13 protein-coding genes are annotated in these 13,324 nt (G+C 67.3%); 4 read left to right on the top strand and 9 right to left on the bottom strand.

Features of this window, described 5'->3' with window-relative positions; translation table 11 throughout:
* The first annotated feature begins 375 nt into the window (after positions 1 to 375).
* On the top strand, positions 376 to 3,585 hold the full coding sequence (locus ACIO6U_RS29820; protein WP_401311961.1) for a hypothetical protein: 3,210 nt from the start codon (positions 376 to 378) through the stop codon (positions 3,583 to 3,585).
* A gap of 190 nt (positions 3,586 to 3,775) precedes the next feature.
* Positions 3,776 to 4,597: a hypothetical protein gene (locus ACIO6U_RS29815; protein ID WP_401723818.1), complete on the top strand. Its 822-nt coding sequence runs from the start codon at positions 3,776 to 3,778 to the stop codon at positions 4,595 to 4,597.
* On the opposite strand, the gene ACIO6U_RS29810 is transcribed toward ACIO6U_RS29815, so the two are convergent.
* The 4 genes from ACIO6U_RS29810 to ACIO6U_RS29795 form a co-directional block, all read right to left on the bottom strand.
* Positions 4,581 to 4,925 carry a hypothetical protein gene (locus ACIO6U_RS29810; protein ID WP_401723815.1) on the bottom strand — a complete coding sequence of 115 codons (345 nt, stop codon included), beginning with the start codon at positions 4,923 to 4,925 and terminating at the stop codon, positions 4,581 to 4,583. The two genes, ACIO6U_RS29815 and ACIO6U_RS29810, sit on opposite strands and share 17 nt — an antisense overlap.
* 19 nt (positions 4,926 to 4,944) lie before the next feature.
* Positions 4,945 to 5,496, bottom strand: coding sequence for a DUF6907 domain-containing protein (locus ACIO6U_RS29805; protein WP_401311952.1), 552 nt, complete (start codon positions 5,494 to 5,496; stop codon positions 4,945 to 4,947).
* A 65-nt stretch (positions 5,497 to 5,561) separates the two neighbouring features.
* Positions 5,562 to 5,942, bottom strand: a complete 381-nt coding sequence (locus tag ACIO6U_RS29800; protein WP_355338325.1) for a hypothetical protein — start codon at positions 5,940 to 5,942, stop codon at positions 5,562 to 5,564.
* Positions 5,943 to 6,058: 116 nt separating this feature from the next.
* The gene (locus ACIO6U_RS29795) at positions 6,059 to 6,586 is read right to left on the bottom strand and encodes an ATP-binding protein (RefSeq protein ID WP_355338322.1); all 528 of its coding nucleotides are present in this window, start codon (positions 6,584 to 6,586) and stop codon (positions 6,059 to 6,061) included.
* Positions 6,587 to 6,819: 233 nt separating this feature from the next.
* Between ACIO6U_RS29795 and ACIO6U_RS29790 the strand changes: the two genes are divergently transcribed.
* Both ACIO6U_RS29790 and ACIO6U_RS29785 read left to right on the top strand, forming a co-directional pair.
* Positions 6,820 to 6,957 carry a hypothetical protein gene (locus tag ACIO6U_RS29790; RefSeq protein WP_401723810.1) on the top strand — a complete coding sequence of 46 codons (138 nt, stop codon included), beginning with the start codon at positions 6,820 to 6,822 and terminating at the stop codon, positions 6,955 to 6,957.
* Positions 6,958 to 7,002: 45 nt separating this feature from the next.
* Positions 7,003 to 8,193: a sporulation protein gene (locus tag ACIO6U_RS29785; RefSeq protein ID WP_401723808.1), complete on the top strand. Its 1,191-nt coding sequence runs from the start codon at positions 7,003 to 7,005 to the stop codon at positions 8,191 to 8,193.
* A gap of 8 nt (positions 8,194 to 8,201) precedes the next feature.
* Here ACIO6U_RS29785 and ACIO6U_RS29780 read toward each other — a convergent pair whose 3' ends face one another.
* The 5 genes from ACIO6U_RS29780 to ACIO6U_RS29760 all read right to left on the bottom strand — a co-directional run.
* Positions 8,202 to 9,122 (bottom strand): phosphotransferase enzyme family protein, encoded by a 921-nt coding sequence (locus tag ACIO6U_RS29780; protein ID WP_401723805.1) that lies wholly within the window; start codon positions 9,120 to 9,122, stop codon positions 8,202 to 8,204.
* Between the two features lie 162 nt (positions 9,123 to 9,284).
* Positions 9,285 to 11,015, bottom strand: a complete 1,731-nt coding sequence (locus tag ACIO6U_RS29775) for a mobilization protein (RefSeq protein ID WP_401723803.1) — start codon at positions 11,013 to 11,015, stop codon at positions 9,285 to 9,287.
* Positions 11,012 to 11,857: a plasmid mobilization relaxosome protein MobC gene (gene mobC, locus ACIO6U_RS29770; RefSeq protein WP_401723800.1), complete on the bottom strand. Its 846-nt coding sequence runs from the start codon at positions 11,855 to 11,857 to the stop codon at positions 11,012 to 11,014. The genes ACIO6U_RS29775 and mobC overlap by 4 nt, the downstream gene beginning before the upstream one ends.
* Positions 11,858 to 12,176: 319 nt before the next feature.
* Entirely contained in the window at positions 12,177 to 12,530 is a 354-nt protein-coding gene (locus ACIO6U_RS29765; RefSeq protein WP_401723797.1) for a DUF2637 domain-containing protein, read from the bottom strand.
* 396 nt (positions 12,531 to 12,926) lie between these two features.
* Positions 12,927 to 13,324: DUF3631 domain-containing protein (locus ACIO6U_RS29760; RefSeq protein WP_401723795.1), on the bottom strand; the 398-nt coding region annotated here is incomplete at its 5' end.

Genomic DNA, 13,324 nt, shown 5'->3' with positions numbered 1-13,324 from the left:
GTAAAGCAAAGCGGATTCAATGGTGTCTACGCAAGACCCAGAGAGCCCATGCCCGAATCATGATGATTTTTCCGCAGGATCAACTGCCGTAGACCGAACAAATAACCCTGGACGGCCATTTATGCCCACCCGCTAATCAATCGGACAAGTCACCCCAAAATATCGCCTCCACTGGAAGGGCAAAGTGGAATTTTTCATTCCGTTGTCTCGGCATTCACTACCCTGGAGCACTTTAAAAATGTGGGGAGTTCCGAATAACCTGCGGGTCCCACGTATTCTGCGTGCGCTCCAGAAAGGCGCCTCATGAGAGACCCCCGACCGAAGGCCCAAAGAAGAGGGCGCCCGGTAGCGTTCCTTCTCGCCCTTGGACTATCGGTGACTGCCGTCGCCACGCTGGCACTGCCTGCCGCAACCGTCGCTGCCGCCGACGACGGACCCCCGGCAAATCCGCCGGCCTCCGAGGCCATGGCGTTCGACACCGCGGCGGAGACCGGACAGCGCGTCGAGATCGAGGATCTACGGGAAGCGTCATCCGAGGTCTTCGCCAACCCAGACGGCACGGTCACCCGACGCGAGTACTCCACTCCGATGTGGTCGCGATACGAGGGCGAGTGGAAGAGGGCAGACGCCACCGTGATCCAGCACCCCGACGGAACCGTGGGCCCCGTCTCACCAGCCTTCGGTATCACCTTCTCCGGCGGCGGCACCACAGCGTTGGCAACCATGACCAAGGACGACAAGGTCCTGTCCTTGTCCTGGCCCACCGCGCTGCCGCAGCCCGAGCTCAGCGACAACACCGCCTTGTACCGGTCGGTTCTTCCCGACGTGGACCTGCAGGTCATCGCCGAAGTCGACGGGTTCACCGAACACCTGATCATCAACACGCCCCAGGCCGCTGCGAACCCCGAGGTGCAGAGCATCAAACTCGGCGTCGCCACGAACGGGGTCACCCTGACCAGCGACGCCGAGAACAACCTGACCGCCACCGACACAGACGGCAACACCGTCTTCAGCGCTCCGCCCCCCAAAATGTGGGAGCAGCCCGCCAGTACCGACGAACGGCCCGCCGGAACAGCTCCGCACACCAACGACATTGCCCGCACGACCACGTCCGACGCGGATGTTGATCAGCCACGAACCGCTCCGGTGGGCGCCACGGTCAGCGACGGCACTCTGGTCTTGACCCCGGATCCCACATTGTTGGCCACGGCCGGCCAATTCCCACTCGTCGTCGACCCAGTGTTCACCGGTGGGCAACGCACAAAGTGGGCAGTTGTGTACTCCGCCACCCCGAGCGACTCCTACCCGAACGGTTCCGGCTGGCACTCCGGCACGCCGAGTGACGAGCCGCGGGTCGGTTTCAACGGAACTGGCCGCACACGGTCGTTCTTTGCCGTGAACACCGATGGCCTGGCCGGTGCGAACATCCTCGACGCGACCTTCGCCGTGGTCGAAACCCACTCATGGGGGTGCGACAAGTCCGTCGCCGGACCAACCGAACTGTGGTCAACCGGCAGTATTGACACCACCCCGACCTGGAACAGCCAGCCTGGATGGGCGGCCAAACTGGACTCCGCCTCCTACGCCCACGGCAACCCCACATACTGCCCAGGCAACCTAGGGCATGACTACCACTCCACAGCGCTCACCAACTACGTTCAGCAGGCGGCCAACAACGGCTGGAAGGCGTTGGCCTTCGGTATGCGTGCCGGTGACGGCTACGAGGACAACCAGAACAGCTTCAAGCGTTTCAAGAACAACCCCGCGCTCGAAATCACCTACAACTACAAGCCGACCGTCGACAGCCACGCCGCGTGGGAAGGCTCATGGAGTCCGGGAGGCGACGGCAACAAGGTAGTCGCGTGTGGCAGCCTTATCGGAAACAGCGGCATCACGCTGACCGCGAAACTTACCGACAAGGACCGCGGAACGGTCACCGGCGAATTCTCCGTGGCCACATCGGGCGGCGCCGCAGTGTCCTTCAGCCCCTCCACCGACACCGTCTCCAGCGGCCAGACAGCTTCCGTCACCGTTCCCGCGTCAAAACTAACCAACGGGTCCTACACCTGGAAAGTCCGTGCCAAGGACCAGGAGAACACCTATAGCGCCTATACGGCCTCCTGTGGGTTCCAGGTCGACCGTATCGGCCCCGCAGCAACCGTTGTCGTCACCAACACCGACGGCACCGCAGCCGACGAGCCCACCGACAAATACCCGGCCCGCAAGGCCGTACAGCTCAAGCTCTACAACTCCGCTAACGACGTTGCCGGTTTCTGCTGGAGTATGGACCAGTACCTGTCGGCCGCCAGCGATCGCTGCTCGAACGGCGCCTGGGTGAACGTCGGTACCGACCATCACACCGCCACCATTTCCGTGGTCCCCAGCGGCTGGCCGGTCAGCATTCTCCATGCTCTGGCCTACGACCTCGCTGGCAACCATTCTCCTCTCGACAAGATAACCGACGCGACAGTCCTCAGCACTACACAGCCCGAGTTCGTCTACGGTCCCGGGAAGGACCCCGGTTCCGGTCTGGCGACCGGTGACCTCGCAGGGGACCTCGACGGGGACGGCTACCCCGACCTGATCGCCACAGACAGCGAGGGCAAACTACTGCTGTACTCAGGAGATGGCACCGGCAAGGTCGCCGCAGCCAAGACAGTCGGACTCTCCGGCTGGAGCGGCGCCCTCATCGCCCACCGCGGCGACCTGCGCGGCTTCGCCAGCTCGACCGCAGCGCCAGACGGCTACGAAGACTTCGTCGTGCGCCTGAGCAACAACAGACTCTACGTCTACGGCAGTAACGGCCTGGGCTCTCCCAACTACGACACCCGCCGCGAACTCGTCCACACGAATGTCGACGACGCCGCGGACTGGATCCGTATCCGGCAGGTCATCATGCCCGGCGACATAGACCTGAACACTACGCAGGGCCACGAAAGAGGAAACGACCTCATCACCATCGAGTGCACAAGCGCCGCCTGCAGTAACGCCAATCTGTACCTCTACACCGGAAACACCGTCGGCAGTGGAACCGCCGCATCGCAGAACCAAGTCGAGCCCTTCGAACTGGGCAATCGCGTGACCATCGGAAACGGCGGCTGGAAGGATTACACCAACCTCGCTGTCGGCGATCAAAACGGCGACGGCATCCAGGATATTATCGCCCGGGACCCTAGTACCGGCCAGCTCTACCTGTATCCCGGCCAGCTCATCAACGGGAGTTACTCACTGGGCGCTCGCACCGTCTACGGCACCGCAAGCTGGCAGCTACGTCCGTATCTGGCCTCCCCCGGAAACGTCCAGGGGACCGTCACCACCGCCACCTACAGCGACCCTGACGCCGGCGCCGACATCGCCTATCGCCAGTTCCAACCCACCGACGGCGAAACCTACGGCGACCTGTGGGCCACCACGCCAGCCGATGCCAACGCCACCATCAACTACGTCGACGACGCCGGCGCGGCCATGAGTACCAACTGCCCCACCGGCTGTCTCCTGTTCTACCCAGGAGGACCCACCGCCCACCGCAGTCCCCACCTCGTGGGCACCGCCGCCTGGGCCACCCGCATCACCGGCATCTTCTGACCTGCCAGGAGCATGAACCACAGTGCACGGGCTGAACAGAGCTGACTGCAGAGCCTGTTCAACCTCTGTTCAGCCCGTGCAGTCAGCGACACCAGGTCGATACCTGCCGCAAACGGCCCTAAGATCCGTACGGCCGTTTACAACGGCAGCCGGGGCACAGCTGTCTTAGAGCAAGAATGAGACATTGAGCATGAGAACAGAGAACACAGTGAGCATAGGCAGAGCAAAGCCCAGCCTGGCAACGATAGGAGTGCTCGCCGTATTGGCTGCGGTCTCCAGTTGCGGATCGAATGGCACCCCTCGCGGCGACAACGCCACGAAGGGCGAGGAGAATTCATCGGCAGCAGCGCCTTCCGGAGCGACACGTGCCCCTTCGTCGGTACTTCCGCCGAAAGCGCCCGGCGGCGTCCTCGATCAACACGGCCTGGACACGGCTGCTTTGGATCCCTCGGATCTCATCGGCTACGAGATCCTGACTATCGGCGGCAAAGGAAAACCTGTCGGCCTGCTCGACACAAGCCAGCGCATCCCCATCGCACCGGCCGCCTGCCAGCCTGTCTGGGACGTGATCAGGTATCGAACGGCTTACCCCGCTACCGGCCGCGTCGTCCAAACCGCCGAGGACACGTCACAGGACAACGGTCAACAGACCTCCATCATCCTCGCCTCCTACGCCCCGACAACCGCGAGCCTGGCGATCTCCGACCTCCACCAAGCGCTCCGCAAGTGCACAGCCTTCAAGGGAATACCAGGAGACACCGAATACACCTATAACAACCTCAAGGAACTACCTGACCCGCACCTCGGCGACGAGGCGATCTCTTACCGAATGACACGGACACTCCGCGGAAAAGCAGCCACTATGGTGCCACCGACACAACACTCCTACATCGTCGTTCGCATCGGAGCGACCCTGATCACCTTCTCCTCGTTCGGAGTCTCGAAAGAAAACGATAAAGACACCCAAATCCCTCTGCCAGTCCTTGCTGCACAGATCAAGAAATTGACCTGACGCCCCCGACCGGCGTTTCATGCTTCACGCCGGTCATCGTCAGGGTCGGCGTCCGGCAGTCGTACGTCTCGGCCGCGGACCAGGCGACGCAGCGCGGGGCGTTGCCGCACATGCTGGACGCGGAGCCGTCGGCGTTGAAGCACGCCACGTCGAGGACCAGGGGGTCGGTGCTCGTCACGGCGGTGAGTACGAGGCCGTCCGCTCCGATGCCGGTGCGCCGGGCGCACAACTGCCGCGCCGTCGCGGACCAGTCCCGGTGTACGTCGGGGAGAGGGCGCGCGAGCAGGACGAAGTCGTTGCCAGCGCCGTGGAGCTTCTGGAAGGACACGGTTGTACCTCTCTCTCCTTCAACTGCGGACGGACGAGGGGTGGTGGGCCGCCCAGTCCGTGCGGGCGCTGAGCAGCAGGGGCCGCACGTCGTTCTCGATGCGCCCGGCGAGCGTGCGCAAGGTGGCTGCGAGGGCGATGAGCGCGTCCGGGTCGAGGCCGGTCATCCAGCAGTCGGGGGTGATCTGGACCTCGGCGAAGGGGACGCGCGGCTCGGAGGAGTCCGGGAAGGGGTGGCACATGATGCTGCTGGCGAAGATCATGACCGCCTCCGGCAGGCCGGTCGCTCCGCCCGTTTCGGCGGTGTGCGCACGGAGGGAGGCGCCCTCGAAGTCCGCCCAGTGCGTGATGTCGGCCATGCGGGCGGGAAGTTGACCGGCGGGGACACCGTGGGCGGTGGGGTCCTCCTGAGCCCAGTCGGGCAAGTGGCCCGCGACGACGGAGCCGTCGTCCGCGGTGATTATCCAACGGTTGGAGACCGTGATCGTCTCCGATGCGGGCGGTGAAATGGGAGCGTCGAACGCTTTGGGTGCGGAGTTACGGGTCCGCGTAGCCGTGGCGGCAGGGGGCATGGAAGTGAGTCCTTCGTGAGATGGGAATCATGAGAGCCGAGTCAAGCGCCGGGCTCTGCCAGCGATCAGGCGGAGCGCTCGGGCGCAAGGAGGCGCGAGTCAGCCAACTCCCAGCTGTGGCCGCCCGGATGGCCCTCGAACTCGCTGCACGCTTCCCCGAGCCGTACGGCCGGGCAGTCCGGCAACTCGACGACGGTGCTCGGCTCCGCGCCGTCACACCACACCGTCCACAGAGACCCTGCGTGCGGACCCCGGAGGCCCAGAACAAGCGCCTGGTGCTCCGAGTTGTCGTGGTCGATCGCGCATACGAGTTCCTGCTGGGCGTCGTCGTCCGAATACGTCCCCGGCGTGAGGGCGTTGGCCATGGTGAGCGCGGCCTTTACCAGCGCCGGCGGTGAGACCACCCGCCGGCCGCAAATGAGCCGTTCCTCCTGGGCACCGGGCATGAATTCGTGTTCCTTCGGTGAGTGGAGCCGCTTTCGGCGGCATACGGGCGGGCGGCTGCGGACTCGCGGTCATGGCGACCGGCACGCGTCGGGTGCGGCGCGGTGGGTCAACGGCGTCATGTCCCAGCTCCGACAGCAACGACGGACCGCGGCAACTGGTCAGCTTGATCGGCGGCAGGCACGCTGTCCGGCGCCACCCCGTCCGTTGCCGCGCGTGGCAGGGAGAGTCGGGCCCAGACGAGCTTCCCTGCGCCGTGAGTGGCGTAGACGAAGCCCCAGGCACCTTCAGTCAGAGCCGCGACGAGCAACAGCCCGCGTCCGTTCTCGGCGTCCTCGGACAGAGGCCGGAGGATCGGTGCCCGCCGACTTGCGTCGTGCACCACCACGTAGAGGTGGCCAACGACGACCCGCAGTTCCAGAACGGAAGACAGCGGCGAGTGACGCGGACGCGACTCCCCGGTCTCGGCGTGCCGGATGGCGTTGGCGACCAACTCCGTCACGATGCTCAGCGCGTCGTCCAACACCTCTTCGGGCATCCCCCACTCGCCGAGGACATCCCGCGCGTGACGCCGGGCGTCGCTGACGCCAACCAGCTCGTGCCCGAGATCGAGTCGACTGTGAAGAACCGCCGTTGCGGAAATCATCGCTTCACCTCCCTGCTGCGACATGCACCACGGAGCCGGCCTGTCAGCCGCTCCACAGGGTGTGCTCGCCAGTCAACGGCGACGGCAAGGAGAGCGGCAGCGTTCACCGGGGAGTTCGCGAGTACGGGAGGTTCACCGCGCGTCGAGGGGGTTCACTCATGAACCCCCTGCCCCAGCCGACCGGAGCGTGACAGGATTGCCACTCGCCGTCACCACCCGATGGCAGGGGGACCATGGACAGAGAACCCAACCGCCGCCTCGCCGCGTTGATGGCCGAGGGGGGAGCGTCCAACAAGGGCCTAGCCCGCCGCGTCCGCGACGTTGCGCTGCGGCACGGCGTCCGCGTCGGCACCACCCACGTGTCAGTATAGCGGTGGCTCGACGGCGCCGGCATCCAGGCCGAGAACGCGGCGTTCGTGGCAGAAGCGCTCGGTGCCAAGTTAGGCCGCAGGATCACAACCGCCGACTGCGGCTTCTCCAGCCCGACGCTCAGCCCCGCTCCGAACGGTACGACCTACGCGGCGACTCTCGCCGAGGCCCTGGGCGTACTCGACGGACTGACGCAGCTGCGGCCCGAGGACAAGCCACCGGCAGTCGAGTTGCTGCACGACAACGAGGTCAACTCCGCCGTGCTGTCCTGGCTCGTCACACGACCCGACGGGATTCCCTCTGACCGGGCCGCGTCCCGTCGCATCGGAATGCGAGATGTCGCCGCCGTCCGGACCGCAGCGGAGATGTTCATGCACCTGGACTTTCTCTACGGGGGAGGTCACGGTCACAAGGCGCTGCGTCACTACTTCCGGCACGAGGTCCTGCCATTGCTGGACGCCGGTTACAGCGAGCGCGTCGGCTTCGCCCTCTTCAACGCCGCTGCCGAGATATCCCAACTCCTCGCGTGGACCGCCTACGACAGCGGCCATCACCACCTCGCGGATCGGTACCTCCTGTCGACGCTCAGGCTCACGCAGGTGACCGGCGACCGGATGATGGGGTCGCGCATCCTCGCCAACATGAGCCACCAGGCCAATTACCTCGGGCAGGTGCCGCGAGCGGTTCGGCTGGCCAGGGCCGCGGTCGAAGGCGGCGGCAACGGGCGGGCAACTCCGCGCGCGATGGCAATGTATTCGGCTCACGAGGCACGCGCCCTTGCGACGGCCCGGGACGTGAAAGGCGCGCAGCGCGCCATGCTCGACGCCGAGAACCATCTGGCTCACGTGGGTGACGCAGGTGATCCGCCCTGGCTTGCCTACATGGACGAAGCCGAGCTCGTGGGCGAGTTCTGCCACTGCTTCCGTGACCTCGGCGCATCGGCCCAGTCCGTCAACTATGCCGAGCAGGCGGTCGCGCTCACCGATCCGAAGTACGCCCGGTCGCTGGGTTTCTGCCGGATGGTGCTCGCACAGAGCCAACTCCTGGACGGGCAGTTGGAAGCGGCCGTCACGACCGCCGGCCTCGCGGTGACCGCAGGAGACGCACTTCAGTCGGCTCGCTTCCAGCGCTATGTCCTGGACTTCCAGCGCGAGGTCTCGGTGCACGCCGACAACCCGGAAGTGCAGCAGTTCAACGACCACGTACGGACGGCGCTCTCCGGCCTGGACGACCAGTAGCGGCGACGTCAGCCCGGATGCCAGTCCCGGGGCGCCTGATCGTCGCGGAGCGAGGCGATACGGCGCGCGTACTCACTGGCGACCTCGTCGCTCTCGCCGACGTTCTGCATGAGCCAGGTGGTCATCTTGAATTCCTGGACTGCCCGCAGCGTCGGAAAGCTTGGCCAGTCGCGCAGATCGCGCCCGTACGCGCCGACGAACTCCGCGTACTGGTCGGACGTTTGCCAACCCAGGCTGTCGTACTCCGTGGCCGTCACCATCAGATCCCATTCGGGATGATCGCGGCAGAAGACTTCGAAGTCGATGAGGATCACGCGGTCGGAGCGGTCCACCATCAAGTTCTGGACGTGTGCGTCGCCGTGGACGGGACCGACCGGGGAGGCGAACGACAACTGCCCGATCTCACGTTCCAGTTGCCGGTGGCGTTCCCGCAGGAATTCCCGGTCGGACTCGGAAATGCCGGTCGCCTTCTCGATCCTCAGGACCGACCGGCCCATCGGCTCGAACCTCGGAAGGACCAGCGTCTCCGGCATCCGCAGCGCGTGCAGTTCGCGCAGGATCGAACCGAGCTCGCCGTACGTCGCCGCCCGACCACTCTCCTCGATCCGACGCCAGAATGTCACCGGGTGACCGGACACAACGACCGCCTGCTCAATGTCCTCCACGACCTGTGCCGCCGGGAAACCCTCGTCCGCCAGCCACCGCGACACTCCTACTTCCCGGCGCGCGGAATCCAGGTACTCCTCCGAGCGCGCGATCCGTACGATCACGGGCTGGCGTTCCAGCCGGAACAAGGCGTTCTCGCCGAGGCGGATCAGCCGCGCTCCCCCGGAGTCCAAGCCCGCCGCTCCACATGCCTCCACCATGACCTGGCGGGCGCGCGACGAGGTGAAGCCCTCGTGACCGCGCCCAGCACCGGACATCGGCATTACGCGACCACTCCCCAGCTTCGATCAAAGGCACACCACGGACGGCAGCCAAGCCGCCATGCCATACACGGCGGACTGCGCCTGCCATCCCGACGGTATAGAAGCGCGAGCCCAGGCTCGTACTTGGACGGGCGTCGGATGGTCATGGTCGTGGCTGTGCGACTACCGATGAGACCGGGCGCGGTCCGGAGACGGGGCGGGAGGTGAGGAGATCGGTGGAGCGGCCGTCACCGAAGGGAACCCTGGAGACACCGCTTGAGAGCGGAGGCGGGCTGCTTCGGCGCGGGGGTTGGGTGCGGGGTTGCGGGTGGTGTGTTGGATGCGGCCGAGGAGGACTTGGGCGGGGTGGTGGGCTGAGTCAAGTTCGCGGCGGGCGGCGGCTTCGGCCAGGAGGGTGTGAGGGCTGTGGCCGCCTGTTTGGGCGTCGGTGAGGACGGTTGCGAGGGCGGGCCAGTGGGGGTCGGTGAGGATGCGGTCGGCGTGTTCGGGGACGGCGGTGCGGACTTGTGCGGCGAGGGTGTGGGTGATGTCCGGGGTGGGCTGTCGGTGGGTGAGGGCTGCGAGGTGGGGGGCGGCGGCCTGGTCGTAGGCGGCTTGCAGATGGATCACCGCGGTTCGGGCTGCTTCGGCCTGCTGCCGGTGGCCTCGGGCCTGGTGCCGGCGGGCCGCGAGGATCGCTGACCAGACCAGGGCGGTGAGCAGGACGGCGAAGGTGCTGCCGTCGGGGCCGTCGCCGGCGTGGGCGATGTCACGGGCGGCTTGGCGCAGTCCCGCTGCGGTGTGGTGGTCGGCGCGGATGCGGGAGCGCTGAGCGCGGGCGAACTCCCGGCTGGCGGAGCGCAGTTGGTTGCGCAGTTCGGCGGGTCCGGTCTGGGCGGTGGCGTCGATGATCTCGCCGAGGGCGGTGATCTGTGCCTGCGCCCGCGCGTTGTCCCAGGTGTCCGGGTGCTGGGTGAGGTGGTCGTGGAGGGTGTCGAGGGCGCTGGTGGTGCGCTGCCAGCTCGTGCTGGGCCGGTTGCGGCGGGCTGTTGGCTGTTCCTCCGGTGCGCTTCCCGCGAGGCGGTCACGGAGTTTGGGGAGGGTCAGGTCGGGGGCGATTTTCCCGCCGGGGATGTAGAGCTGGGTGCCGTCGGCTTTCAGGTCGCCGGGGCGGCCGACGCTGTAGCCCTGGAGGTCGCCAGAGGGCAGCCGGCGGACCTTGACCTCGACACCGTCGGCCTCAAGGTAGGCGAACAGTTCCTCCACGCTGGCGGCGTGCGGGATGGCGGCCCGGATGCGCTCCTGGAGCCACTGGCGGCTGGTCTGCTGCCAGCCGAGCCGGTCGGCCTTGTGCATTTCGGCCTGGGTCGGGCGGCGCTCCCCGGTCCGGTCGCCGGGCGCGACCTGGTGCAGGCCGAGTTCGGTCTCGATCAGGCGGGCTTCGGCCTGGGCGCGCATGCCGCAGTTGTGGAGCTTGGGGCGGCGGCCGTCCTCGCGGACGGTGGTGGCCAGGATGTGGATGTGGTCATCCGCGTGGCGCACGGCGATCCACCGGCAGGCCAGCGGGTCACCGTCGGGGGCGATGCCTGCGGCGTGGACGATACGGCGGGCGATCTCGCCCCACTCGGCGTCCGACAGGTAGCGGTCGTCGGGCGCGGCGCGGACGGGGCAGTGCCACACGTGATCGGTGACGGGCTTTCCGAAGCCCTCGTTGCGGAGGCGGACTGGAGCATCGAGGACCTGGCCGAGCGCGGTGAGGGTGGCGTCGGGGTCGCGGCCGGGGTCGGGCAGGCCGCGGGGGCTGAAGGAGGCCACGATGTGCGGGTCGTGGTGTTCGTCGTGCCAGCCGGGCCCGTAGAGGTAGGCCAGCAGCCCGCGGGTGTTCCCGCCGGGCTTCTTCACCGACGGGATCACGCGTCCTCCCCGTCCGTGCGGCCGGCGGCCTCGGCGGGCAGGAGCAGGGCGCGGGCGATGTGGGTGAGGAGGCGGTCGAGGCGTTCCAGGCGTTCGCGGATGTCCGGCTCAATCCGGTCGTCGCGGTGCAGCACGTGCACCATCTGGTTGATGTTGACCCCGATCCGGTTGATCTCGTACCGGATCTGCGCGCGGAACTCCTGCACCGCCTGCCGGTCGGTGTGCAGCGGAAGATCGACGGTGAACGCGCCCCGGATGAACGCCAGCGCGATGTCCGCCAGGTACCCCGACAGCGTGCCCTCGTAGCCATGCCGCCCGGCCGCGTCCAGCAGCTCGGCGTGCTCGGACTCCGTGAACCCGACCGGCCCGACACGAAGCCCGCGGCGCCTGCCGTTGAACCGGCGGATCTTCCCCTTCGGCATCACCTGGGTGCCTGCGTGGACAGCGAGGGGCGGCACGTCGAGCGCGGAAACGTCGGCGTGGATGAACGCTGCGTCTTCCTCGCCCGCCTCGTCGGAGGCGCTGGTCGGCGCGGTTCGGACGCGTTCGTCGGCGTGCACGGCAGCAAGAACGGCGCGCTGCACGGCGGCGAGCTGGTCCGTACCCGGGCCGCTGGCGGCGCCTGCTTCTCCGCCCGGCGCGCCCTCGCGCCGGGCCTCCTCCGCCACCCCCGGGGCGGAGGATCCCAGACTCCGGCCAACAGTCGGAGACTGGGTACAACTGGCTCCGCCCGGGGCCGGGTTGTCGAAGGCTCGCCGCCACAGACCAGCCAGTTTACGGCCCTTGGCGGCGGGTCCGGGGCTTTCCTCGGCGTCCGTGTCGGTATCGGAGGTGGGCTTCACGGTGATCTCCAGCGGGGCGTTTTCGGTATGACGGATGACGGTGCGGGTCCTCTCGTTGCACGGGTCACGGTCCGGGCGGGTGGCGGTTTGGCCGAGCCGGATTCGGGGTGTAGAAGAGCGGCGCCCGGATGTGCGGAAGTCCCATGCGGGAGTTCCGCACGTCCGGATCGCGGACATGCGCGAGCGCTGCTCGGCGGAGCTTTGGTCAGGCGTTCGCAGGATGCGTCCGCGCCGGTTCCATCGCTTCGGCGGCGGGGGCGTGTTCGTCCTTGAGGTGCTTCATCAGCTGGGTCAGCCGGGAGCTGGCGACCGGTGTCGCTTATCGCATGATTGACCACGGCCAGACTGAGGCCGTGCTCGGCGACAGCGGGACGGGCGTCAGGAGGCCGCACAGGTGCATCAGCCTCGTGGCCGAGCGCAGGTGGGCGGGGTCGGTGCCGTGGGCAGCCAGGTGGTGCAAGGCGACGAGCAGGCCGACGACGGACAGGTCGACCATCGGCGCGATCAGCGGGGCGATCGGGCGCGGTATGCCGAGCCGGAGTGCGAGGGTCCAGACGTTGCCGAAGGAGAAGACGAAGGCGAGTGAGGCGATGACCGCCATCACGACGGTGATCGTCGTGCGGGCGAACGCTCCCGTGGCGGCCGGGTCGGCGTTCGGTGGTGTGGTGGGCATGCGGGAGAACATCCTTACGGACGTGGGTTTGCTGGAAGATCCGTCTTGGCGTCTTGGCCGTTGCAGTCGCAGGTCAGGCCGGTCACGGCAGTGGGCCGAGGGTGCCGTCTTGGGCAGCCGTGCTGCCGTCACGGGGCTGCCAGCTGCGAGCACGGCGTGCTGGGACGGGGGGTGCAGGGCTGCCGTCCCAGCCGCACCATGTGTGACCTGCGGCGGTACGGCGGGGACGGTCAAGACGGCACGGAACGGGTACGGGCGCCGACCCAGGGCGGCAACGCGACCGGGTGATGATCGCGTTGCCGTCTTGGGTCCGGTTGCCGTCTTGCAAAGACCGTTGTTGGCCTGCGGTGTTACGGCAGGGACGGCAAGGGCGGCAACCGGGGGTGGCGGCTGGGGTCAGCCCTCACGGGGTGCTGGGATGCCAGCGGTGGGGTGGACAGTGGGGCAGTAGCGGCGCCACGGGTCCAGGAACTTGCTGCGGGTGTAGCCCTTGCGCTGGGTGCTGTCGGCGATGCGGACGTTGCCCGAGATGATCCCGAACTCCCGCAGAAGCGAGCCCAGGTCGCGGGCAGAGAGCCCGGCTCGGCCCCACTCCCCCCACGGCGCCTCTGGATCCGCGCGGAGTTCGGCGAGGAGGTCGGTGGTGGTCAGGCTGTCCGGCTCGCGGCGGGCGAAGATCCGCCGGATGTCCGACAGGACCCTAGAGGCTGTCCCGTAACTGCTGGTCAGGGGTGAGATGATCTTGTCGTGGCTGGTGTGATCACGGCGTCGGAGCCCTCCTGGATAGGCCCGTT

It is taken from the genome of Streptomyces sp. NPDC087422 (assembly GCF_044744145.1).
Lineage (GTDB): Bacteria > Actinomycetota > Actinomycetes > Streptomycetales > Streptomycetaceae > Actinacidiphila.
Note: the sequence above shows the minus strand (reverse complement) of the source record. Positions and strands in the feature narration are given on the sequence as shown.

Coding starts and splice junctions, on each gene's coding strand:
- ACIO6U_RS29815 (WP_401723818.1), top strand. CDS start 3,776: ATGAGAACAGAGAACACAGTGAGCATAGGCAGAGCAAAGCCCAGCCTG.
- ACIO6U_RS29805 (WP_401311952.1), bottom strand. CDS start 5,496: ATGCCCCCTGCCGCCACGGCTACGCGGACCCGTAACTCCGCACCCAAA.
- ACIO6U_RS29800 (WP_355338325.1), bottom strand. CDS start 5,942: ATGCCCGGTGCCCAGGAGGAACGGCTCATTTGCGGCCGGCGGGTGGTC.
- ACIO6U_RS29795 (WP_355338322.1), bottom strand. CDS start 6,586: ATGATTTCCGCAACGGCGGTTCTTCACAGTCGACTCGATCTCGGGCAC.
- ACIO6U_RS29790 (WP_401723810.1), top strand. CDS start 6,820: ATGGACAGAGAACCCAACCGCCGCCTCGCCGCGTTGATGGCCGAGGGG.
- ACIO6U_RS29780 (WP_401723805.1), bottom strand. CDS start 9,122: ATGCCGATGTCCGGTGCTGGGCGCGGTCACGAGGGCTTCACCTCGTCG.
- ACIO6U_RS29765 (WP_401723797.1), bottom strand. CDS start 12,530: ATGCCCACCACACCACCGAACGCCGACCCGGCCGCCACGGGAGCGTTC.